Origin of the sequence: Woeseia oceani, assembly GCF_001677435.1 — a bacterium.
Lineage (GTDB): Bacteria > Pseudomonadota > Gammaproteobacteria > Steroidobacterales > Woeseiaceae > Woeseia > Woeseia oceani.
The window spans coordinates 82,498-105,276 of record NZ_CP016268.1; the positions used below are offsets into that span (position 1 = coordinate 82,498).

The 22,779-nt window shown below is 58.9% G+C and carries 24 protein-coding genes; 8 read left to right on the plus strand and 16 right to left on the minus strand.

What is annotated here, in order from left to right:
- Positions 1 to 244 precede the first annotated feature (244 nt).
- From BA177_RS00315 to BA177_RS00350, 8 genes are all read right to left on the minus strand, one after another.
- Positions 245 to 1,138, minus strand: a complete 894-nt coding sequence (locus tag BA177_RS00315; protein ID WP_068611692.1) for a DUF6544 family protein — start codon at positions 1,136 to 1,138, stop codon at positions 245 to 247.
- A 163-nt stretch (positions 1,139 to 1,301) separates the two neighbouring features.
- On the minus strand, positions 1,302 to 1,787 hold the full coding sequence (locus BA177_RS00320) for a DUF4442 domain-containing protein (protein ID WP_068611694.1): 486 nt from the start codon (positions 1,785 to 1,787) through the stop codon (positions 1,302 to 1,304).
- A gap of 159 nt (positions 1,788 to 1,946) precedes the next feature.
- Positions 1,947 to 2,426 carry a DUF2721 domain-containing protein gene (locus BA177_RS00325; protein ID WP_068611696.1) on the minus strand — a complete coding sequence of 160 codons (480 nt, stop codon included), beginning with the start codon at positions 2,424 to 2,426 and terminating at the stop codon, positions 1,947 to 1,949.
- Positions 2,427 to 2,556: 130 nt separating this feature from the next.
- Positions 2,557 to 3,294 carry an SGNH/GDSL hydrolase family protein gene (locus BA177_RS00330; protein WP_068611697.1) on the minus strand — a complete coding sequence of 246 codons (738 nt, stop codon included), beginning with the start codon at positions 3,292 to 3,294 and terminating at the stop codon, positions 2,557 to 2,559.
- A gap of 256 nt (positions 3,295 to 3,550) precedes the next feature.
- Positions 3,551 to 3,862 carry a cupin domain-containing protein gene (locus BA177_RS00335; RefSeq protein WP_068611698.1) on the minus strand — a complete coding sequence of 104 codons (312 nt, stop codon included), beginning with the start codon at positions 3,860 to 3,862 and terminating at the stop codon, positions 3,551 to 3,553.
- Between the two features lie 112 nt (positions 3,863 to 3,974).
- Positions 3,975 to 4,589, minus strand: coding sequence for a LysE family translocator (locus BA177_RS00340; protein WP_068611700.1), 615 nt, complete (start codon positions 4,587 to 4,589; stop codon positions 3,975 to 3,977).
- Positions 4,590 to 4,984: 395 nt separating this feature from the next.
- Positions 4,985 to 5,827 carry an alpha/beta hydrolase family protein gene (locus tag BA177_RS00345; protein ID WP_068611702.1) on the minus strand — a complete coding sequence of 281 codons (843 nt, stop codon included), beginning with the start codon at positions 5,825 to 5,827 and terminating at the stop codon, positions 4,985 to 4,987.
- A gap of 214 nt (positions 5,828 to 6,041) precedes the next feature.
- Positions 6,042 to 6,665 (minus strand): HAD family hydrolase, encoded by a 624-nt coding sequence (locus BA177_RS00350; RefSeq protein ID WP_068611703.1) that lies wholly within the window; start codon positions 6,663 to 6,665, stop codon positions 6,042 to 6,044.
- A gap of 147 nt (positions 6,666 to 6,812) precedes the next feature.
- Here BA177_RS00350 and BA177_RS00355 point away from each other — a divergent pair, with 147 nt between their 5' ends.
- Positions 6,813 to 8,213, plus strand: a complete 1,401-nt coding sequence (locus BA177_RS00355; protein ID WP_068611705.1) for a phospholipase D-like domain-containing protein — start codon at positions 6,813 to 6,815, stop codon at positions 8,211 to 8,213.
- Between the two features lie 13 nt (positions 8,214 to 8,226).
- Here the strand turns inward: BA177_RS00355 and nhaD are convergent, their stop codons facing one another.
- The 3 genes from nhaD to BA177_RS00370 form a co-directional block, all read right to left on the minus strand.
- Positions 8,227 to 9,537: a sodium:proton antiporter NhaD gene (nhaD, locus tag BA177_RS00360; RefSeq protein ID WP_231892472.1), complete on the minus strand. Its 1,311-nt coding sequence runs from the start codon at positions 9,535 to 9,537 to the stop codon at positions 8,227 to 8,229.
- A 125-nt stretch (positions 9,538 to 9,662) separates the two neighbouring features.
- Positions 9,663 to 10,472: an alpha/beta hydrolase gene (locus BA177_RS00365; protein WP_068611709.1), complete on the minus strand. Its 810-nt coding sequence runs from the start codon at positions 10,470 to 10,472 to the stop codon at positions 9,663 to 9,665.
- Positions 10,473 to 10,590: 118 nt separating this feature from the next.
- On the minus strand, positions 10,591 to 11,325 hold the full coding sequence (locus tag BA177_RS00370) for a transporter (RefSeq protein ID WP_068611711.1): 735 nt from the start codon (positions 11,323 to 11,325) through the stop codon (positions 10,591 to 10,593).
- A 265-nt stretch (positions 11,326 to 11,590) separates the two neighbouring features.
- Here BA177_RS00370 and BA177_RS00375 point away from each other — a divergent pair, with 265 nt between their 5' ends.
- From BA177_RS00375 to BA177_RS00385, 3 genes are read left to right on the plus strand one after another with little or no spacing between them, the layout of a single operon-like run.
- On the plus strand, positions 11,591 to 12,130 hold the full coding sequence (locus BA177_RS00375; RefSeq protein ID WP_068611713.1) for a hypothetical protein: 540 nt from the start codon (positions 11,591 to 11,593) through the stop codon (positions 12,128 to 12,130).
- Between the two features lie 2 nt (positions 12,131 to 12,132).
- Complete coding sequence (locus BA177_RS00380) at positions 12,133 to 12,753, plus strand: glutathione S-transferase family protein (protein WP_068611715.1); 621 nt, start codon at positions 12,133 to 12,135, stop codon at positions 12,751 to 12,753.
- A 48-nt stretch (positions 12,754 to 12,801) separates the two neighbouring features.
- Positions 12,802 to 13,383, plus strand: a complete 582-nt coding sequence (locus BA177_RS00385; RefSeq protein ID WP_068611717.1) for a 2-hydroxychromene-2-carboxylate isomerase — start codon at positions 12,802 to 12,804, stop codon at positions 13,381 to 13,383.
- Positions 13,384 to 13,388: 5 nt separating this feature from the next.
- Here the strand turns inward: BA177_RS00385 and BA177_RS00390 are convergent, their stop codons facing one another.
- The 3 genes from BA177_RS00390 to BA177_RS00400 all read right to left on the minus strand — a co-directional run bounded on the left by BA177_RS00390 (position 13,389) and on the right by BA177_RS00400 (position 17,403).
- Positions 13,389 to 14,480: a hypothetical protein gene (locus BA177_RS00390; protein WP_068611719.1), complete on the minus strand. Its 1,092-nt coding sequence runs from the start codon at positions 14,478 to 14,480 to the stop codon at positions 13,389 to 13,391.
- Positions 14,481 to 14,611: 131 nt separating this feature from the next.
- Positions 14,612 to 15,379 carry an exodeoxyribonuclease III gene (gene xth, locus BA177_RS00395; protein WP_068611721.1) on the minus strand — a complete coding sequence of 256 codons (768 nt, stop codon included), beginning with the start codon at positions 15,377 to 15,379 and terminating at the stop codon, positions 14,612 to 14,614.
- Positions 15,376 to 17,403: a M3 family metallopeptidase gene (locus tag BA177_RS00400; RefSeq protein ID WP_330385144.1), complete on the minus strand. Its 2,028-nt coding sequence runs from the start codon at positions 17,401 to 17,403 to the stop codon at positions 15,376 to 15,378. The genes xth and BA177_RS00400 overlap by 4 nt, the downstream gene beginning before the upstream one ends.
- 80 nt (positions 17,404 to 17,483) lie before the next feature.
- Here BA177_RS00400 and gorA point away from each other — a divergent pair, with 80 nt between their 5' ends.
- On the plus strand, positions 17,484 to 18,830 hold the full coding sequence (gene gorA, locus BA177_RS00405; RefSeq protein WP_068611723.1) for a glutathione-disulfide reductase: 1,347 nt from the start codon (positions 17,484 to 17,486) through the stop codon (positions 18,828 to 18,830).
- Here the strand turns inward: gorA and aroE are convergent.
- Together aroE and hemB are read right to left on the minus strand one after the other, a co-directional pair.
- On the minus strand, positions 18,817 to 19,647 hold the full coding sequence (gene aroE / locus BA177_RS00410) for a shikimate dehydrogenase (protein ID WP_068611725.1): 831 nt from the start codon (positions 19,645 to 19,647) through the stop codon (positions 18,817 to 18,819). The two genes, gorA and aroE, sit on opposite strands and share 14 nt — an antisense overlap.
- A gap of 111 nt (positions 19,648 to 19,758) precedes the next feature.
- On the minus strand, positions 19,759 to 20,769 hold the full coding sequence (gene hemB / locus BA177_RS00415; protein WP_068611729.1) for a porphobilinogen synthase: 1,011 nt from the start codon (positions 20,767 to 20,769) through the stop codon (positions 19,759 to 19,761).
- Between the two features lie 120 nt (positions 20,770 to 20,889).
- Between hemB and BA177_RS00420 the strand changes: the two genes are divergently transcribed.
- The 3 genes from BA177_RS00420 to BA177_RS00430 all read left to right on the plus strand — a co-directional run bounded on the left by BA177_RS00420 (position 20,890) and on the right by BA177_RS00430 (position 22,761).
- Positions 20,890 to 21,405 (plus strand): sigma-70 family RNA polymerase sigma factor, encoded by a 516-nt coding sequence (locus BA177_RS00420; RefSeq protein ID WP_068611730.1) that lies wholly within the window; start codon positions 20,890 to 20,892, stop codon positions 21,403 to 21,405.
- Positions 21,402 to 22,136 (plus strand): DUF3379 family protein, encoded by a 735-nt coding sequence (locus tag BA177_RS00425; RefSeq protein ID WP_068611732.1) that lies wholly within the window; start codon positions 21,402 to 21,404, stop codon positions 22,134 to 22,136. The genes BA177_RS00420 and BA177_RS00425 overlap by 4 nt, the downstream gene beginning before the upstream one ends.
- A 100-nt stretch (positions 22,137 to 22,236) precedes the next feature.
- A complete protein-coding gene (locus BA177_RS00430; protein WP_068611734.1) occupies positions 22,237 to 22,761 on the plus strand; it encodes an HvfA family oxazolone/thioamide-modified RiPP metallophore in 525 nt (174 codons plus the stop codon).
- Positions 22,762 to 22,779 lie beyond the last annotated feature (18 nt).

Here is a 22,779-nt window from a genome sequence, read left to right on the forward strand (position 1 = left end):
CCAATTCTGGATTGTTTTCCGGAAACCGAAACTGTCAGAGACTTGAGTAAGTCATTGACTGCCCCGACGATGAGCCCGGTTGCGCGCAATTCGACGCGTTGGAAATCGATAATGCTGATCGCTTGAGACCCGATACCGGTCGCACCGGATATTCAGCGTAGCCGGGCGGCCACTGACTCAAGGTGGTGAGCAGCACCGGCAAGAAAAATTGTCTCCGTGCAGCAAAGAGCTTTGCTTGGAACGTTCAACGTGGCTTCTGCTGCGGATCGCCGTCAGGGTTGTTGTCAGCGGCATCCGGAAAACGAACATCAGTAACATCAACCTTGAAGAACTCGAAGTACTGATCAGTACCGAAAAAATTTCCCGCCTCGATTCGGGTCGGCAGGTTGAAACCATGGAAGTTCCTGTACCGAGACAGGTGGCCGCCGAACGGCTGCAACTGATAACGCTTCTGCGGATTGGCATCCGACCAGCGCTGAAACACGATTTTCGCAAGATGCCCATCGGGCTCGACAAACAGATCAACGGCTTGCTCCAGACCCTCGAACCGAAAAATCACTCTGACCAAAGACTCATCAACAGCTTCCCATTCGACGTTTTCACTCGTTAGCAACACCGCCGGTGTCCAGAACACAGCCTCAGCCACGCAACGACCAAACGCGGACCGACGATGGTCAGCGTCGCCGCCGACACGTGCAACGGGAATAACCTGCTGCAGCCAAAAATGACTCCAGCTCATCCGGCCTTCGGCCATGTCCGAACCCGAGACTCTCATCAGCCCGGCAGCGGCACTCATTCGCCAAAGAAAACCGTACGGAGCTGCCAGTACCTGCTCGGCCTGCAAGGTCATGTCACCGGGCTGGTCGCTGCTGCCCAGTCTGAATGTCCCCTGCATCGTGACTTCGGCAACGGAGAAAAGCGGTGTTCCGGGTGCAATGGCATATCGCAGATAGCGTTGCGCTGGTGCAGGTAAGGTCTGCAGCATTGCCGGGTCGAATCGTGCCGGTTCATCAGGCTGCAACGCCGCCAACCGGGTCCAGACGGCCTGTTCTTCGCGTTGATCGAACCAGCGCCAGCACAGCATGCCCAGCAGCATGACACCAATAATGCCGATAACAGACAAGATCAGTTCGCTCATGGAGGTTTCATGTTGACGCAGAAGAACACGCTGTCCGCTAGCTCCGCTTGGTCTTTGACGTTCACTCTAACTATCCAGCGGTACTGTTCAAGTCGCTATTCGTACATTCCGAAATCAGAGGGTTTGCTTAACGCACCGTTTGCGTGCGGGTCGGCCAAATAAATCAAGCCGGCAAGGCGGTGCTCTTGTGACTGGAATGTGCTTTCGAGCGCACGTACACCTCTTTGCTGACGCGGGCCACTGTTCGTCCGTTCTCGTCTATAAGATCCGCTTCAAAGTGGTATGTGCTTTTGCCGAGCTGGTCGACTTCTGCACGAATCTCTTGAAGACGCTCAACGCTTACCTCAAATATTCCAGTGATCGTGCCCTTCGCCGGTTTCAGGAAATCAATCGCCGCAGATTTGTCCCAGACGATGTAACCGTTACCCAGGTTCATCGTGACAATAAAGACAAAAAACGGATCCGACATGGCGTAGAGGCTGCCGCCGAAGTGCGTGCCGAACAGGTTGCGGTTGTACCAGCGGGCGCGCAACTCGACTTCAAAGCGGGTGAAGTCGTTGTTCGAGCTCCGCACTTTGATGCCCATGCCGAGAAACGGTGGGTACAGGTTGATCTTTCTGATCAATTTGCCGAACTTTGAGTTCTTCATTGTCTGTTCACTCCAGCGTTCATTCGCTGTCGATTAACCGTGGGATGTTGCCTGCCCTTGAGACGCGGCAGCACTCCCGGCGAGATCTCTGCTTGGACTATGGCTTCCTGCCACCGAGCCCGCGCCAAGCGAGCCGGCGAACGGTTTTCCGAATACGCGTCAGCTGTTTCCGCGGTGCTCGTATTCAGCAACCAGGTGCTCGGTGTTCTGCAGGATCTTGCGGGTCGATACCGATACTTCAAACAGCAGGAAGAGCAACGACAAAATCAGCAAAACCATGGCAAGGACGAACAGGTAGACGATCAGCGTCCCGAGATTGATCTGCACGAAATCGCCGACAAACAGGCTCATGACCACGACGCAAATCAACAGCGCAGAAGTCACCGACAAGCGGATAGCCCAGTTGATGGTCATGATGCGGCGCCATAACAAGCCGGTTTCCGACATCAACATTTCTTTGTGCAGATCAGAGGTGACCAGGCCCAGCCGCCGTTGCACCACTCTGGCCCTGTCAACCACGCGGGCCAGCCGTGTGGCCAAGACGGACAGTATCGCGCCGATACCGGTAAGCAGAAACACAGGTGCTACCGCGAGCTGTATCGCTTCTGATATCGAACTGACGGGAAGGAAGTGGTCCATAACAATTAAGCTCCAGCACGGGTATGGCAGGCAGAAACGCAGCCAGTTACCGTGGGGTTTGTAGCGGCTGTCGCAGAGTGGTCGCTAATGTAACAAACCGGCGCTGGAACCATAACCCTTGGGCTGTGCTTCACGCCGCCGGGCTTGAGGTCTGGCACGCCTCCTCAGAGTAGCGACGGACGATGATCCCGACGATCTGCGCAGCCCATCGTGCGTACACTGGCGGGCCAGGGTGGAAGCCGTCTGCCGCCATCATGCTTCGGTCACCGGACGTGTCTACATCGCAGAGTGAACACCGTTCAATCTGTTGTGACAACCGGCGGAGGACCTCAGAAAACTGCTTTGCGCGCTGTCCGAGTACCCAGCGCAGCGGTTGGGGCAGTGCGGGAAAAAGGTGCATCGGTGGCAATGCGGACAGCACTGTGTGGCGAATGCCGAAGCGTTGCTGCAATTCGCGCAACAGAGTCTGTTGTTGTTGTTCGAAAGTATTGAGCGAGATGCCGCCAGTGACATCGTTCACGCCCAGCGAGACAACGGCGATATCAAACGTCTCCAGACCGGCAGTCGGAAGTCCGGCCAGTACCGTGCTGGTCTTGTTGCCGGTAGCGGCGGACAGCTTCCAGCGTACCGTGTAGCGATCGGCCAGTTGTGCGACGAGCTGGCCGGCCAGCGCGTCACGCTGATCAACGGCGCCGACCCCGGCAGCGGCCGAATCGCCGAGTATCAGCAGCCGCAACAGCGGCCCGTTGCCTGCCGTGCCTTCCCGTGCACCGTCAGCCTCCGGCAAACGCGGTGTGCGCGCGCGGGTCCAGCGTCCCTGCAATAAGAGCAGCGGTGACAGTAATACGGTGATCAGCAGGAAGCGCATGAATCAGTAATAACCCCAGGGCACTGGCCGATCACGAAAGCAGTCGGTCCCATCGTAACTTGCGGCCTACGGTGCATGCCGATACCTTTTCCGTAAGCCGTAAGCCGTAAGCCGTAAGCCGTAAGCCGTAAGCCGTAAGCCGTAAGCCGTAAGCCGTAAGCCGTAAGCCGTAAGCCGTAAGCCGTAAGCCGTAAGCCGTAAGCCGTAAGCCGGTACGGCATCTGGGTTCATACGCCGGCCAGCGTGGCGGCGGACACTACACACTCCCTTCTGTTTCCACGACCAGAATGCGTGCGGCACCGCGCGGGCGCGCGACATGTTCTGTGCCAACCGTCGCATGAAAAATATCGCCACATTCCATTGTGACGATGTGTTCGCCGTTGTCGTCGCGGTAGTGCATGTCGACACTGCCATCGAGAACAACAAACACCTCTTCGCCATCATTCGTGTGCCACCGGTACGGCTGGTCGGTCCAGTGCAACCGGGTGGAGATGCCGTTCATCACGGCGATCGGCAGCGCGTCCCAGGCGTTCTTGCCGATGAACTCGCGAGCTCGAATGAATTTCATGGCATGGCTCCGCTTGTCTGTTTTGACTGTGCCGGCGGTTCAGGCACAACAGAAGTTGACCAAAAGTGCGAGGCGCTGTTTCACGCCGCGACGGTCGCACCGCCACACCTGCTCAGCGATCAAGCAGCGCCACCCGTTCACCGAGCGCCAGCAGCACCACGCCGAAGACCCGGCTGACCGTCTGCTGCGAGCGGTCGATGAAGCGGCGCACAGCGGGCCGGTCCAGTGTATAGACAAAAAACAACCAGAACAGCGCACTGATCAGAACCATGCTTGCCACCAGCAGCCCTGTCGTCCCGACCGTGGTTTGCGGCGTAATCACGACGGTAAAGACACCGAGGTAGAACAAGGTGCCTTTCGGGTTGAGCAAGTTGTTGATGAGTCCTTGCAGCAACCAGGTGCGGCGCTGCACGACCGGCGTGATGTCCGAAACCCGCAGCGATGTTTGTTCAGGGCGAAAGCTGCTGATCCCGAGATAGATCAGGTACGCGGCACCCGCGAACTTGATGATCGAGAACACAAGGATGCTTTGCGAAATGACCCAGCCAATTCCCAGCAGGCAATAGCTGATATGGACCAGATTGCCGCCCAGTACACCCAACGAGGTCTGCAGGCCCGCGGCGCGGCCGCCGACAATCGTGTTGCGCATGACGATCACCATGTCCGGGCCGGGACTGATCATGACCAGCACCGTGAGCGTGGCCAACAGCAGCATTTGTTCGTACATACAACACGGTACCTCTGATCTGAATGTCGCCGGGCTTACCCTTGCTTAAAACTGAGTGTCCCCGTACTTACTGGCACTTACTGTGCTTGTCCGCAGCACTTGCTCCACTAAATTGAGTGTCCCCGTACCTGCTCTTCGGCAAATTTGAGTGTCCTGACACTTAGACACTTACTGCTACCAGCAGCAACTGTTCGTACGTACACGGTACCCCTGATCTGAGTGTCCTGGTACTTCGCACCTAGCACCTGTCTTGGTGTTTAATCTGGGTGTCCTAATACTTGGTATTGGTGCTTATTCTGGGTGTCCTAATACTTGTATGCCCCTTTCGCAGAACGGCGGTCCGGTCCTGACACTTGCGAACGATCCTGATGGGCAACAACCAACGCTTTGCCGTTCTACTGTTGTTCCGGGTTCGCCGACAACAATGTGCGAGCAGCCTCGAGAACCAGCGGCCAGGTGCTTGAATCCGGGTCGATCAATTCGAAATGCCCCGAATCCGGTGCTTCGATAAGCCGCGCGTTCTCACCCCGTTCACGGGCGGCTGCAAAATAACGGCGGGCCGGCGGCGACCAGACATCGTCATGCCGGCCGACCAGCAACCGCTGCGGCGTGTCGCCCAGTGACAAGCGAACCGGGTCCGTCCAGGCGTAACGCTGCGGGTACTCGGCGGGCGAACCACCGAGCAGTTGATCAACGGCCCGATCACAGGTGCCGTCCTCGTGCAGGTAATCGAAGTCTGCGGCGGCGGCGAGGCCAAGCACGCCCTGCAGCGCCAATGGATCTGCTGAGGCGCCAGGCCCTGATCCGGCCAGGTTCTTGCGGGCAGCCAGCCACAGTGCCAGTTGGCCGCCCGAAGAGTGGCCCATCGTAATAACCCGGCCCAGATCGAGATTGTAGGCAGCAGCGATTTCGCGCAGGTGATCCGTGCCTGCCGCGACATCCGCGAAGGTGCCCGGCCAGCCACCGCCGTCATTGCCAACCCGGCGAAATTCCAGCGACCAGCTCGCGATGCCGTGTCGTGCAAGAGCGGCAGTGAGTTTGCTGCTGTGGGCAATGTCGTATTCCGCCATCCAACAACCGCCGTGGATAAACACGGCAACAGGATGCGGGCCGGGGCCCGGTGGCAGCCGCAAATCGCCGAACTGCAGCGGGTCAGTGCCGTACGGCAGGCGTGCGTCCGCGGCTGGCTGGTCGAAATGCGCGAGGTCGGCGCTTGTCAGCAGATCAGGGGTATCCATTGCGGTGGCCACGGGCAGGGCAGCAAGCAGTACGGTTACGATGAGACATTGTCGGGACTGGCGTCGCCGGGCTGTTGCAGCGGTTTTGTGCAAGCGTCAATTCTCTACCAGTGCGTTCGGCTTTGGTGAAAAAAATCAGGTACCGCATTGTACCGCTGTTGCAGAACGCGCTAAGCGGTTTATCCGGGCGGCCGCGGTAACTTGCCTGGCTGCATCACGTCAGCAGCTCGGCATACTCGCCGTGATAATCATTAATGCCATTCAGGCCAGGCCCCACGGGACGAAACGTCCAGCCGAGACTGGCGCAGGCACGTTGATCCCATACACCGTCACCGAAATACGTGATGCTCGCCAGTTCGGCGGGCAAGGCGCGCAAAGCCGTTTGCATGATGGCGACTCGTGGCATGGCATCGTCGGCCGTGGCCAGCGGCAGGTCTGCGACGTTGAAGCCTGCGGTGTGCAGTTTCAGCAGAGCGGACTCGCGCCAGCAACCGGTCGCCAGTGCGACTGCATGCTCGTCTGACCCACGCAACCGGTCCAGGAGTTGCCGTGCGCCATCGATTTCGCGGAACGGGCCGTTGTTCTCCACGTACGCGGACAGTGAATCCAGAAACCGTCGCTGGATCGCTGTAGTCACCTCGTCCGTCGCCTCAATAGCGTTGTCCTGCAATACTTCGCGGAGGATGCCGAAATCCGATACGTGTTCGTAGTCAGCCAATTGTGAGCGAAACCGAACGTCGCCCACGATGTCGCGTATGGCTTGTCGGTACAGAACGTCGTCGGCTGACATCGAGTGCAGCAGCGTATCGTCTATATCGAAAATTACGGCGTGGATCACGGGGCGGACTGGTAAGCAGGAATCAGCATCGCGGCATTCTGACACAAGGCCCGTATAGCGTCGACGGCGGTCGGGCGAGCGTGGTTTTTTGATCGAATCTGTGTGGCACACGCTATATAGTGATTTCTTTCATTGCCCGCGACGATCATGCTGACAGCGCTGCTCGTACTGATCTACATAACGCCAGCCACGCTCGGTGTGTATCACGCGTTGCTCTACAAGCGTGATCCGCGGGCGGCGATGGGCTGGATCATGGCCTGCATCTTCGTGCCTTACGGCGGCCCGATCGCGTACTTCCTGTTCGGCATCAATCGGGTTCGTTCACGGGCACGTGGCCTGAAGCGTCGCTTGTTCTATGTCGGCTACGAAGTGGGCCAACGTGCCGCGGTGCATTCAGGCGAGGGGGAACCGGGGAAAAGCGGTGTCGGTTGGCGCATCACCGGCCAGACCCTGACGGACGGCAATACCGTTACGCCGTTGTACAACGGCGACATCGCCTACCCGCAAATGCTCGATGCTATCGAACGCGCCAGCGAGCGCGTGTTCCTCGCGACCTACATTCTGAAAATGGACACGATCGGCACACAGTTCGCGGATGCTTTGCAGGCAGCGGTCGCGCGCGGTGTTGACGTACGGGTTCTGGTAGATGGCTTCGGTGAGCTGTATGCGTGGCCACGTCCTTCGCGAGCATTGCGCAAGCGAGGCATTGCAACCGCCAGGTTTTTGCCGCCGCGGCTGCTACCTCCCAGCGTCTATTTGAACATGCGCAATCACCGCAAGATCCTGATTGTCGATGACGCTGTTGCTTTTGCTGGCGGCATGAATATCAGCGACGACCACGTCGAGACTGACCGCCGGAAACGCGATGTAACAGACGTGCATTTTTCAATCCGCGGACAGACCGTTGGCGAGCTTGCTGCCGTGTTTCTCGGTGACTGGAGTTTCGCTACCCGGGGCGAAGAGGATGAGGTGCCGAAGCAGGTGATGAAGCCACAAGGTGACATGCGTTGCCGGGTCGTTCCTGATGGCCCGAACGAGGCACTTGATGCGTTGGCCGTGACCATTCAGACCGTCATCAGTGCCGCGGAGCGTTCGGTCGACATCATGACACCGTACTTCCTGCCCAGTCGCGAATTGATGGGTGCCATGGAATCGGCGGCGTTACGCGGGGTACGGGTACGACTGGTGTTGCCGGAGAAGAACAACCTGTTCTACGTGCACTGGGCACACCAGAATATACTTGCCGAGCTGCTGCGCTGGGATATCGAGCTTTGGTACCAGGAGCCACCGTTCTGTCACACCAAGCTGATTTGCATCGATAACGATTACACGCTGATCGGTTCCGCGAACCTCGATTCACGCAGCTTGCGACTCAACTTCGAGCTCGGCATCGAGGTCTTTTCCAGGGACCTCAACGCCGAACTCGCCGCGTATTTTCACCGCGTTATTGCTACTGGTCGGCGCATCAACTACGACGAACTGGCCAATCGCTCCATGCCCGTGCGTTTGCGCGATTCCGCGGCGGCATTGTTCTCACCTTATCTTTGAGAAGCAACGCTGCCTATTGCAGCCACAGGTGCGTGGCGATGCTCGCCGCGTAGCCCAGTGCGATGAACGGCGTCCAGCGCAGGTGACTGAAGAACGTGTACTTGCCGCGTGCCTGCCCCATCAACGCAACACCGGCCGCGGAGCCGACCGACAACAGGCTGCCGCCGACGCCAGCGGTCAGGGTGACCAGCAACCACTGATCAAGCCCCATTTCCGGTTGCATGTGCAATACCGCCACCATGACCGGAATGTTGTCCACTATGGCTGACATGACACCCACGAGTACGTTGGCCGTAGTTGGGCCGAGCTGGATGTACATGTAGCCGGACAGGTGCCCCAGGTATCCGATGAAGGACAGGCCACCAACGCTCATGATCACGCCGAAGAAAAACAGCAGCGTGTCCCATTCCGCACGTGCAACTTCGCGGAAACTGTCGAACGGCACGACTTCGCCGGCGGAGTGATTGCCATGATCATGGGCGTTGAGCTTGTCATGCGTTACCCGCAGGTAGTAGCCGAACAACTTGAGGTACGCGAGGCCCGTAATCATGCCGAGGAATGGCGGGAGGTGCAGGAAATTGTGGAAACAAACTGCTGTAGTGACGGTCAGCGCGAACAAGCCGATGACGCGCTTCGCGCCGCGGCGCATGACCACTACTTCGTTCTCTACGTTCTGCGCTTCGTTGCGCACAGCGAATGACATGAACACCGCCGGCACCATGTAGTTCACGACGGATGGCACGAACAGTGCGAAGAATTCCGTGAAGCGTACGATCCCGGCCTGCCAGACCATCAACGTGGTGATGTCGCCGAATGGGCTGAACGCGCCACCTGCATTGGCAGCGACCACGATATTGACGCAGCCGATAGCGATGAACCGGGGATTGCCGCGGCCAACCGCGAGGATCACCGCACACATGACCAATGCGGTGGTCAGGTTGTCGATGAGTGCCGACAGGAAGAAGCTGAGAACACCGGTTATCCAGAACAGCGCTTTGTAACTAAAGCCGCGCGACAGCAACTTGCTGCGCAACGCATCGAACACCAGCCGGTCACTCATCGTGTTGACGTAGGTCATTGCGGCAAGGAGAAACAGGAACAGTTCGGCGAATTCCGTGAGGTACTCGCGTACTGCCTCATCAAGTAATTCGTGTTCCCCGGTCTGCGCGTAATACACGCCGATCACGGCCCAGATGATGCCGGCGGCGAGCATGACAGGCTTTGATTTTCGCAGGTGGGTAAATTCTTCGGTGATGACGAACGCGTAAGCGACGACAAATACGACCAGGGCGGTAATTCCAACCCAGTGTCCGGTCAGGTCCACAATGCACACTCCATGATGTATGGCGACCGGAAACCTGCAGATTCTGTTAGTGGCCGGATTGCGCCAAAGGCGAAATAATCACACTGACGACCTTGGCCCGCAAGCCTTAATTGGTAGCGCGAAAGTCAGTTGGACGGTTCTATTTGTAACGGTTTGGCTGTGCTGTGATGTTCGCCCAGAGCCGCGCGAATGAAGTCGAGTACAACTTTCCAGGTTTTGTCCGTCGGGGCACCGACGCGGGCTTCATTCAGCATGGATGAACCGTGTACTCCCGGATCAGCGACATGGGTCTGATGACCTTGCTTGCGAAACAGTTCCAGTTGCAGCGGTACGCTTGGTGCCTGCATTTCACTGATCGGGCGCAGGGCCAGCATAGGTTGCGTGACTTGGTTGCTGTATTGCTCGGGCTGGCAACCTTCCATCGCATCGCCGGCCGCGGGTGAAAACGCGAGTACGGCGTCTATGTCATCCGCGTTTTCGGCAGCGAGGCGAATCGCGAGTGCGGCGGAATAGCTGCTGCCCCAGGCGACGCGCGGTCCGGTGAAGCCGTCGCTGTCTGCGAACCGGAGCGCCGCCTGCAGATCAGGATAAGCGTCGCAATAAGAAACATCGTCGTAGCTGTGCCGCTGCGCAGCAAAACGTTCCGAGGTGCGGTTGAACATGCCGAAACGGTCGCCACCCCGACGCTGGTCTATGGCGAGTGCGTGATAGCCCTCGGCCAGCAGGCGATCGACGAGCGGACCGTACTCACCACGCGCATCACCGCCGCCCTGATGAAACAGCAGAATCAGTGGCGCGTCTTTTGGTCGATCCGGCGCAAGATAGAGGTCGCCGTATATCAGCACCCCGTCGCTGGTTTCGAAATCGACTTCGACTCCGGTCGCGCCCGCCATGGTTGCGACGAGCAGTAACGCTATCGATGTTGAAAGCCGCATGCCGAATGTCCCCGATACTGTGCTGCAGTGATTCCGACTGAAAAACGCCGTAATCGTTCAGTGCCACAGCCGGCGTGACGTTACATCGAAAGTGTACTGACGTGATTGAGCGCCTCGCTCAGAATCGGTACGCGGCCCCAAGACCGACGAAACTGTCCGGCGCACGGTCATTCAGTCCGAGGCCGAGGTGCACATCAAACTGCAAATCAGCGGAGCGCAAGAAAGTCATGCCACCGTTCAGATTGTGCTGCGGTCCGCCGTCTTCGGGGTAGGTGCCAAAGTACTCGAGGTACGCACCGCAGCCGCGACACCGGTCACTCACCGGCAGGCTGATACCAATGCCATTGCTGATGGCGGATTGCTCGTCGAACTCGGAGAGCAGCACCGTGCCGAACAGGTTGATACGGCCGTTATGCGCCCAGAACAGCCCGAGGGTCGGGTCAACTTCATCGCTGCTGAATTCATCGTCGCCGACCGGCAACGACAGCGACGCGAACACGCCGATAGGCGTGGTGGCTGCGTCGTCGGTCAGTTGCCATTTGACGCCGACACTTGCGTCAGTAGTGCCCGTGAAGCTGCCCGGTCCGGTATCCACTTCGTTAAACCCCGCCCAGCTGAACTGGACTTCGGCGCGTTCACCGGCACCGTAGCGCAGCAGCAATAACGGCAACGTATGCGCATCCTGCGCACTATTGATGCGCTGATACTGGTAGCCGACTTCGACTTGCCAGCGCCGGTAGTCGAGCGTCAACGGCGATGAGCTGAAGCCCGGGCGCTCGGCATTGATGTTGTCCTCGGCAATAGCGGTGACACTGAACAACAATGTCAGGACTGGAATGATCGATTTCACCATGGTCTCCCTGCGGTCGGGCGTAGTGTGGCTGCAGGCAATGGGCAAAGCAATGACTCGCGGCCGTGCGGAGCCTCAGTTGCCGCACAAGCATCATCGCGGTCTCAGCCGCCTTTTTCGCTGCACAGGGTCGGGCGTAAGCCACTGCCGACCTGTTGCAAGCGATCCGCTCGTCTGCGGATCGCACCCGCTGGAATTTTCCCCTACCATACGGCGTCCTGTCCGCTACTGAATACCGCGACCGCTCGCGCGGGAACGGCCGAGATCGATGTTTCTAACGCTTGTACGCTATCTGCGCAAAGACAGGCCGCCAGCGCGGCCACCCGAGCCGGCACGCATACTGGGCCAGCAGAACTTACGACAGGGCATCCTGGTGTCCTTGCTGATGGCGGGGTTGGCGATGGCCCTTTGGGTTTACGTGGCACTCGTGTTCGACAAGTACTTCCCATGGGTGTCGATGCTGCAAGGCATCTTGATAGGTCTTGCCATGCGCCGCGGTGGCCGTGGTGTCGACTGGCGGTTCCCGCTGGCCGCAGCCGTGATTACGGCCGCGGCAGCGGCCGCCGGCAGCTTTCTGGTGGCCCTGTTCCTCACCGGCCGGGAGTTCGGCACCGGCGCACTGGAACTGGTCAACGAAATATCGACGCACACTGTAGCTACTTTTTACACCCGTGAGTTCGGCATTATCGGTGTTATCTACATGCTGTTCGCCGCCTGTTTGGCGGCGTTCTATGCCAATCGTCGTTTGAGTACGGCGGAGGCGGTAGCGCTTCGGCGCTTGCGGCATGGCGGCGCTAATCAGAGGTAGGTATGCACGAAAACCTGTGCGTTTACGGTGATTCCCGTTCCGGCAATTGCTACAAATTGCAATTGCTGTGCGCTGAGCTCGGCCTGGACTACGAGTGGCGCGAAGTCGACATTCTGGCCGGAGAAACGCACAGCAAAGAATTCTTGCGGATGAACCCGAACGGCAAGATTCCATTGCTGCTGGTCGATAACGACTATTGCCTGCCGGAATCCAACGCGATCATGAGCTACCTCGCGGAGGGCAGCGCGCTGGTGGGTACCGACAGGCGGCAACGGGCCGACGTACTCAGCTGGATGTTTTTCGAGCAGTACAGTCACGAGCCGTACATCGGCACGGCGCGGTTCATTATCAAGTACCTCGGCAACCCGCCGGAGCGCCGGCAGGCGCTGGAAGAAAAGCAGCAAGGTGGCTACCGCGCGCTCAACATACTTGAGCAGCAACTCGGTACGCGGGACTTCATGACTGGCGATGCGTTCACCCTCGCCGACATTGCCCTGTTTGCCTACACCCACGTGGCCGGTGAAGGCGGGTTCGATCTCAGTAACTATGCCGCGATCAATGCATGGTTTGAGCGTATTCGTTCGCGGCCGGCCTTCGTCCCGATGAGCGCTCCGGCCACCTGAGCGTGGCCTGACGCTGTCCGTTGTCAATATCGCAACCGAGTATCGCCAATGTCGAAACGCGTGGAGTTCTTTTTCGATTACGTCAGCAGTTATTCCTATCTCGCGAACAGTCAGTTGGCGACTCTGGGTGCCGACGAAATCGTGTACCGGCCGATGTTACTCGGTGGTGTCCTGAAGGCCACGGGCAATACGCCGCCTATGCAGGTGCAGGCGCGGGGAAACTACCTGGTTCGCGATCTGCAGCGCTGGGCCGATCACTACCAGGTGCCGTTCCGCATGAACCCGCTGTTTCCGCAGAACACGCTCAAAGCCTTACGCCTGGCGTTGGTAGCGAAGCGTGCAGGGCGGTTCGAAGCTTTGCACCAACCCATGTTCGATGCGATCTGGGTGCATGGCCGCGATCTGAGCGACGACGCGGTGTTGCTGGATCTCGTGACGCGCGCCGGGCTGGATCCGGAACAGAGCCTGCAACAGTGTGCCGAAGATTCGATTAAAGCGGAGCTTCAGGCGAATACCGACGAGGCCGTATCCCGCGGTGCATTCGGTGCCCCAACCCTGTTTGTGAACGGTGAGATGTATTTCGGCAATGACCGGCTCGACTTTGTACGTGCCGCTCTCGCGTCGCGCTGAATGCCTCAGGCGGGCAGGTAATCCTTGCTGACATCGTGCTGGGTCGGGACGCGCGCCAGTTGCAGGTCAACGAGTTCCTGTATTTGCCGGGGCGCATCACTGTCAGCGACATAGGCGTGCGGCGCACGCCGTAGCAAGCGCCAGTCGCCTGTTTTGAGCACGCGCACGAGGTGCTCCATATTGATGCGAATGGCCTCGACGTACGGATTCTGGCCGCTGAACAGTACTTCGATATAGCGGTAGGCGCGGTTGAACTTGGACTGCAATCGGGTCTTCAACACGTGCTGATAGAAATCCGGGGTCTTCTTGAGCAAATCCACGCCGGATTCGTAGCGCACCGAAAAGTGGCCGGGTCGCGAATGTTCGACGGCAATACCGCCCAGCACAAATTCCTTGTAAAGGCTGTCACGGCATTTCTCCAGGTAACAGCGATCCGCCATTTGCGCTATCAGGTCGGCGGTGCCGAGCAGGTGCCCGCAGATGGAGTCACGGGGGTCATCGAGTTCAATCTTGTCGATATCCAGTTCGTAGCCCGTGAAATGGACGATCATGCTGGCTACGGCGACGTCCCGGGCCAAACCAAGCTCGGGCAGGTAACGCCGCAGAAAATCCGCGCTGCGGGACACGTGCTGCTGGGTCAGCTGGGCGCCGTTGTGAAACTCCTTGTCACGGTCTGCGTGACGAATGTAGCCGGAGTCATGAAACAGTGACGTGATGATAGTCATCTGTGCACGGTCCGCGCCGAGACGGTCGGCTTCGTCGGCGCTTTGTTCATAGCCGGCGACCAGGCGGGCTAGCGCCAGGGTCATGTCCAGCGTGTGCTGCATGTCGTGGTAGGTCGTGTCACAACCCACGTACCCGGGAAACTGTCCTGAGAACAAGCGCTCGAAATCGTAAAAGGCGAGCCAGAGCTTGTCGAACGGCGCACCGGGGTAGGTTGCAGAGAACAACTCGCGTACTGCTTTGCGCACCGCGTGCGGGTTGCTCACCTGTACTGTATTGGTGACGTCATAGTCGTTGCGCCGATCGTGGGACAAGATTCTGCTCTTGTTCTTATCGTTATCTGGCCGCAGCTTTAACGCTGTTGCATTACTCACGACCGTTTACTCCTGACTGGAAACTGCGCACGCCGGCTGGCTGCTTATCAGTCCGGGGAGTAATGATACATCGGGAGAGGGAGTCGGTGACGGCCATATTACCGAAATATGTCACATCGGCGGGGATACTGTCACACGCGAAATTCGGCAATTACCGGGGTGTGATCGGAGGGCCGTTCCCAGCTCCGTGGTTCGCGATCCACATAACTGGCATTGCAGTAGGGCGCCAGAGCGCTACTGGCCAGAATCAGGTCGATACGCAGGCCGGCATTGCGTCGAAAACCGGCAGCACGGTAGTCCCACCAGCTGTAGGCGGCCTCCGGCTGATCGAATTCGCGAAACACATCGACGAGGCCCAGTGCGGTTAATTCGCCAAGTGCCGCACGTTCCGCCGGGCTGCAAAGTACGTCGTCGCCCCATTTGTCCGGATCGTATACATCCCGGTCTTCCGGGGCGATATTGAAGTCACCCAGCACGACCAGACGTTCATGCTGCGCCAATTCCGCCGCCAGCCAGTCCCGCAATGCTGCCAGCCAGCCGAGCTTGTAGGCGTATTTGTCCGAGCCCACGCTCTGCCCGTTGGGAACATACAGGTTAACGACCCGGATGCCGTTGATGGTGGTCGCCAGTACCCGCCGCTGCGGGTCATCCAGGCCCGGGATGTCCGTGATTACGTCGTGCATGGACGCGCGGGCAATATTGGCAACCCCGTTATAGGTCTTCTGGCCACTCGCCAGAGCGTGATAGCCCAGTTCCGCGAACGCGTCGACGGGGAAGGCCTCGGAGACCAACTTGATCTCCTGCAAGACCAGCACATCGGGCTGCGCACTTTGCAGCCACTCGGTGACTTGCGGCAGGCGAACCTTCAGCGAGTTCACGTTCCAGGTGGCAATTTTCATGCGGCTATATTGATACCGCTTTGTTTTAGCAGCGCTTCGAGGGTCGGTTTGCGTCCGCGAAACGCGACGAAAGCCTGCATGAAATCACGGCTGCCGCCTACTTCCAGAATTTCCTGGCGGAAACGCCTGGCCGTACCGGCGTCGAATACGCCGGACTCTTCAAATGCCGAGAATGCATCGGCCGCGAGAACTTCTGCCCACTTGTAGCTGTAGTAACCGGCGGCGTAACCACCCGCGAAGATGTGCGAAAAACTCTGTGGGAAGCGGTTGAACTCGGGATGCTGCACCAGCGCGACTTCGTCCCGAACCTCCGCGAGCACTGCCAGCGGCTCTGTGGGCTGTTCGGGATCAAACTCGGTGTGCAGACGAAAATCGAACAAGGCAAATTCTATCTGCCGCAGCATTGCCAACGCTGCACCACAATGGCGGCTCTTGAGTAGCTGGTTGAACATCTCGTCGGGCAGTGGCTCACCGGTTTCATGGTGGCCGGATGCGCTGGTCAGGACATCTTTGTGCCAGGCGAAGTTCTCCATGAACTGGCTGGGCAATTCCACCGCGTCCCAGGGCACGCCGTTAATGCCGGCAAGCGCCGGGTAGTCCACCCGGGTCAGCAGGTGATGCAGCATGTGCCCGAATTCATGGAACAGTGTGACGACGTCGGTATGTGTCAGCAGCGACACGCCAGCATCGTTTGGCGGCGAAAAATTGCAGACCAGGTAACCGATCGGCCGGACATTTTCGCCCGCAAGATTCTTGCGCACGATGCATTCGTCGATCCACGCGCCGTTACGTTTGCCGGCACGCGCAAACAGGTCGGTGTAGAAACCGCCGACGATGTCGCCGTTGTCATCGTGCACTTCGTAGTAGCGAACGGACGGATGCCAGGTCTGCACAGCATCGTTTCGCTTCAACGATACGCCGTAGAGTCGGGTCGCGAGCGCAAACAGCCCCTTTTTCACCCGGTCTACGGGGAAGTACTCGCGGAGCAATTCGTTGGATACCGCAAATTTCTCTTGTTTGAGCTTTTCCAGCCAGTAGCTGACATCCCAGGCTTCGACGGGCCGTCCGGCCAGCGCTTCCAGATCTTGAATTTCGCGTTTGGCAGCGGGCCGGGTCTTTTTCGCAAGTTCGCGAAGAAAGCCGATGACTTCGCCGGTATCCCCTGCCATCTTCGTCGCCAGCGAAAACTGGCCGAAATTGTTGAAGCCCACGAGCTCGGCAAGGCGGTGCCGCAACGCGAGGATCCGGTTGATATTGTTGCTGTTGTCCCACTGCGGATCTTTGGCCTGATCCGACGCGCGGGTAGCCCATGCCTTGTAGAAGGTTGCGCGGAGTTCGCGGTCGGCTGCGTGAGTGGCTACCGCCTGCCAGGTGGGGAAATCGAGCGGCATGCGAAAACCGGACTTGCCGAGATCGGTAGCCGCCTGGCGGGCCCGCGCAATCACTGATTCTGGCAGGCCTGTCAGGCGCTTCTCGTCTGCGACGTACAAATGCCAGTTGTCCGTCGAGTCCTGCACGTTCTGCTCGAAACCCGCTTGCAGGGAGGCCAGCTGCTGGCGTATCTCGCGATACTCCGCTTTCGCCTCGTCGTCGAGCGCGACCCCGCCCAAGCGGAAATCCCGCAGTGCGTGCTGAATCAGCGTGCGTTGCGTGTTGCTGGCATCGGGCGGGAGTGCGGCTGCAACCTGCTGGTAAGCGTCAAACAGCGCCTTGTTCTGCGAAATTTCGGCGTCATGTTCGGTGAGCAACGGGAGTGCTGCGTTGTACGCATCGCGCCAGCCCGGGTCCTCAAGCACACTCTGCAGGTGAGTGACCGGCGAAAATGCGGAGCGCAATTCATGCTGCATTTCCTCCAGCGGCTTGATCAGAGAGTCAAAGTCCAGTGGCGTTTCGGCACTGAGGAGTGCGGCAAGCTTTTGTCGATGTGCGCTGATAAGCTCGCGGAGCGCAGGCAAAGCGTGCTCGGGCTGCAAATCTCGAAAGCGCGGCAAGCCTCCGGTATCAAGCAATGGATTAAGCATCATTTCTTATATTCATTTTTGGCTTAGGTGATGTTATCACAGCCATCATTGGCATCTGCAAACCACCTGCAACAGGAGTTTTCGTGACAAGACATTTTGACTTATTGGTGATCGGCGGCGGCAGCGGCGGATTGGCACATGCACAACGTGCAGCGGAGTACGGTGCGCGAGCCGCAGTGATTGAAAACGGTCCGTTGGGTGGCACCTGCGTCAACGTTGGCTGCGTGCCCAAAAAAGTGATGTGGTATGCCGCGCACCATCATCATCAGGTTGAACAAGCCGCCGATTTCGGCTTTGCTGTCGAGCTGCAAGGACACGACTGGTCGGCGCTGAAAACGCGCCGGGATGCTTATATCGAGCGTCTGAACGGCATCTACGAGAGCAACCTCGGGCGTCGCGACGTGGCCCTGCTGCGTGGTACGGCGAGCTTTGTCGATGACCGCACCATTGCGATCGACGGCGAAACTTACACCGCTGAGCGTATCGTCATTGCGACCGGCGGTTACCCGAGCGTGCCATCCATACCCGGCGCCGAACTGGGCATTACCTCTGATGGTTTCTTTGAGTTGGCAGAGCGCCCTGACCGCGTCGCTGTCGTCGGCAGCGGTTATATCTCGGTTGAACTGGCTGGTGTGCTCAATGGTCTGGGAGCCGAAACGCAGGTGCTTTTGCGCAAAGACGCTATTCTGCGTGACTTCGATCCCATGCTGGGCAGCGAAGCACGCGCGGCGATGGAGGCCGCTGGCGTGGTATTTGCAACTGGCTTTGTGCCTGTCTCGGTTACGAAGAGCGCTGCCGGATTGGTCGTGACCGCCGCCGATGGCCGGACCGCCGGGCCGGTTGATACGGTGCTCTGGGCCATTGGTCGTTCGCCCAATGTTGACGCGTTGAACCTTGCGGCGGCGGGGGTAGCAACGGATGACAATGGCTTTGTTCCGGTTGATGATTTTCAGGCGACAAACGTTTCGCACATCTTTGCGCTGGGCGATGTCACCGGACGCGCTGCGCTGACGCCGGTCGCTATCGCCGCGGGTCGACGTCTCGCAGATCGCCTGTACGGCGGCATGGCGGGGCGGCACCTGGAATACCGCTGTATCCCGACCGTAGTCTTTACACACCCGCCGATTGGCACCGTCGGTCTCAGCGAAGAAGAAGCCCGTGCGGAATACGGTGAAGACGTGAAGGTGTACCAGTCACGCTTCAACCCCATGCAGTACGCGCTTAGTGAGACGAAAGTGCCTACAACGATGAAGCTGGTTACCGCCGGCGACGACGCGCGGGTCGTTGGTTGTCACATCATTGGCGATGGTGCGGATGAAATACTGCAAGGCTTTGCAGTGGCGATACGCATGGGTGCGACCAAGAAGCAGTTCGATGACACGGTGGCAATCCACCCGACCAGTGCGGAAGAACTCGTTACGATGCGTTGATCGTCATCTGGTTTAGAACCGTGATGGTATCCGGACGGACTCCGCGCCAGAGCTGAAATGATTCAGCGGCCTGTTCAACGAGCATGCCCCAGCCCATTAGCGATCTCGCCGCGCCTTGCGCCGCAGCCCACTGGCTGAACGGGGTGGCGGTGAGACCGTAGGACAGGTCGTAACACACCGTTGCACTGCCCACGGCGGATTCCGGATAAGGCGGGTTTTCGCCTTTGAACCCGGCCGAGGTCGCATTGATGACCAGGTCATAGGGCTCATTGTCGGGCAAGTCGTTGAAACGACAGGCGGTGACTGAACCGTAGCTGGAGAAGTGGGTCGCGAGTGCCTCGGCTTTGGCCAGCGTTCGATTGGCGATAACCAGCGAGCGGGGCTGCAGGTCGAGCAAGGGGCCGGCGATGCCGCGGGTCGCGCCACCCGCGCCGAGGATCAAAATACGTGCGCCACGCAATTCGAGTTGCAGATTGGTCGTGAGATCACGCACCAGCCCGATGCCGTCCGTGTTGTCGCCGAAGATCTTCTCGTCCTGAAAAATCAGGGTATTGACCGCTCCTGCAATACGGGCGCGGTCACTCAATTCATCGGCCAGCCTGGCGACTTCACTTTTGTGCGGTACCGTGATGTTCAGCCCGCGACCACCCGTGCGTTGAAATTGTTGTACGGCGGATTCGAGTTTATCGGGTGCCACCTGCAGCAGTTCGTATTGCATGTGTTGACCGGATTGCAAAGCAAACAGGCGGTGAATGACGGGCGAGCGGCTGTGCGAGATGGGATAGCCCATTACCCCATAACGATCCGGTGCACTCATCGCGCCCACTCTGCCGTTGGCGAATTGTTGATCGCGCTCATTATTTTCTTCCTGCTTCCATGTCTGTCGACCGCGCGCAATTCGTGCGTCTGAGAGGTGCCATTCGGCGGATTAGTCTTCGTTCAGCCAGCGTGCGGCATCGAGCGCAAAGTAACTCAGTATGGCGCAGGCGCCGGCACGCCGGATGGACAACAGTGATTCCAGCACGGCACTTTTTTCGTCCAGCCAGCCATTGGCAGCGGCGGCACGAATCATCGCGTACTCGCCACTCACCTGGTAGGCGAAGGTCGGTACCGAAAAGGTGTCGTGCACCCGACGCACGATATCGAGGTAAGGCAGCGCGGGCTTCACCATGACGAAATCGGCACCTTCATCCAGATCAAGCGCGACCTCGCGCAGCGCCTCGTCAGAATTCGAGGCGGCCATCTGATAGTTGTGCTTGTCACCTGAACCAAGGTTGGCGGCCGAGCCAACGGCATCCCGGAACGGTCCGTAGAAACACGATGCGTACTTCGCCGCGTACGCAAGGATCGCGGTGTTCGAATGGCCGGCGGCCTCCAGAGCATCGCGTATGGCGCCCACACGGCCATCCATCATGTCGGACGGAGCAACAATGTCGGCGCCGGCATCGGCATGCGCTACCGCCTGGCGCGCGAGTGTCTCGACGGTTTCGTCGTTGAGCACGTAGCCGCTCTCGTCGATGATGCCGTCCTGACCGTGCGTGGTGTACGGGTCGAGCGCCACGTCAGTGATGATCACCAGCCCGGGGTGCGCCGCTTTCAATGCACGCACAGAGCGCGGAACCAGTCCTTCGGGATTGGCCGATTCCTCACCGCGCAAGGATTTTTGCGCCGGCTCGATGACCGGAAACAGGGCCAGCGACCGAATGCCCAGTGCCTCAGCTTCTGCGGCTTTCGCCAGAATTCCGTCTATGCTGAGCCTTTCAATGCCGGGCATGGACGCAACAACTTCGCGGCGGCCCTCGCCGGGTAACACGAACAGCGGGTATACGAGATTGGCGGGACTGAGTGTAGTCTCCGCTACCAGGCGGCGGAGCGCGGGGCTCTTGCGGGCGCGGCGCAGGCGGGCAGACGGAAATCCAGCGTGTAGGTAGTTGCTCATAAAGGGTCGCAAAGGCTCGGAAAACTTGGATTTTCCACGTATTCCGATAAGGTTTCTACGCTTCGTCAAGAAAAACACCAATTCCGGGTAATAAAGACGAATCTCAGCAGGTCTCTTGGTATGACAGAAAGCAGGGCGACAATCGCGCGAAAAAAGCGCTTCGAGCGGCTGGTCGCGGTGTTGCACAGAGACATGTACCGCTATGCCGTATGGCTCAATCGCGACCCCGGCATTGCCGAGGACGTTGTGCAGGAAGCACTGCTGCGGGCCTGGAAGTCGCTGGACTCTTTGCGCGATGACAGTGCGGCGAAGCAGTGGGTATTGACGATAGTCAGGCGCGAGAACGCGCGGTATTTCGAACGCAAACGGCTCGAGACCGTGGACGTCGATAACCTGACTCCGGCGCAGTCTTTGATCATTGCTGAGGATGAGGATAGCGACACCGACGACATGCGCCGGGCGTTATTTGAATTGGAGGACGATTACCGGGAGCCGTTGGTATTGCAGGTATTGCTGGGTTATACAACCGACGAGATTGCGGCCTTGATGGGCATTAAAGCCGGTGCGGTGCTGACCCGCCTGCACCGGGCACGACACAAGTTGAAAGCACAGTTCGATACGGGTGCCACCTCATGAACGGGACGAGCATGAATTGCGAAAGCTACAGACAGGCAATTGCGGAAGATCCGTCGGAGTCATTCGGCGGTGGCGCTTTGCATGCTGAGTCTTGTGCGTCGTGCCGTGCGGCCCGCGATGAACTGCAAGCGCTGGATCGGCGTATCGCCGCGGCTCTCAATATCCCTGTACCGGCGCTGGAACTGCCCGAATTGCCCGAGCCGGAGGTTGCCGCCAGCGTGAGCACGCTGCCGCAACGCCGCCGGATGAGCACGCCGACATGGTTTGGTATGGCGGCCGGAATAGCCCTGGCGGCCTATTTTGGTCTGCAGGCACTGGCACCGGATGTCCCGCCGTTGTCGTTGGCCGACCAGGTTGTCGCTCACCTGGACCACGAGGCTGGTTCGCGGGTTATCAGCAACGATCCGGTGTCGGAACGAACCTTGAACAGCGTGGTCAGTAAAGAAGTGGTCCAAATGAGCCCGGGGATAGGGCTGATCACGTACGCACGCAGCTGTGAAATCAACGGCAGAATCATTCCACATCTGGTTATTCAGGGGGAGCGCGGCCCGGTAACCTTGCTGCTGCTGCCGGACGAACCGATCGATGGCCCGATTCCACTTACAGGTCGCTCCATCAACGGTGTCATTCTCCCGCTCGGGGAGGGCAGCATCGCTATCATTGGCGTCAGTGACGAGCGAATTGACGACGTCAGTCACCGTGTTATCGACTCAGTGAAATGGTCAACCTGAGGTGATCCGATTCGCTGAGAGGCAAACAACGTAAAGCCCGATTCTGGGCTTAAGCATGATGCCCGGCCTGGGCATGTAAACCAGAGGTAGGAGATTAGAAATGTCGAACAAGCAAATAGCGAAACCTGTTGCACTGGCCGTTGGCGCGGCTCTGGCCGGATCGTTCGCATTCGCCAGCGTTGCCAATGCTGAAACCGGCGCCAGCCCGTTCGCAATGCAGACGCTGAGCGCCGGTTACATGCTGGGCGCCGGTGAGGGCAGTTGTGGCGAAGGCAAGTGCGGCGGCGACAAGGGCGATAAGAATGCTGAAGGCAGCTGCGGCGGTGACAAAGAAAAGGGCGCCGAAGGCAGTTGCGGCGGTGACAAGGAAAAAGGCGCCGAAGGCAGCTGTGGCGGTGACAAGGAAAAAGGTGCTGAAGGCAGTTGCGGCGGTGACAAGGAGAAAGGCGCTGAAGGCAGCTGCGGCGGTGACAAGGAAAAAGGCGCCGAAGGCAGTTGCGGCGGTGACAAGGAAAAAGGCGCCGAAGGCAGCTGTGGCGGTGACAAGGAAAAAGGTGCCGAAGGTAGCTGTGGCGGTGACAAGGAAAAAGGCGCTGAAGGCAGCTGCGGCGGCAAGAAAGAATAAGCGGCCAACAGCCCTTAT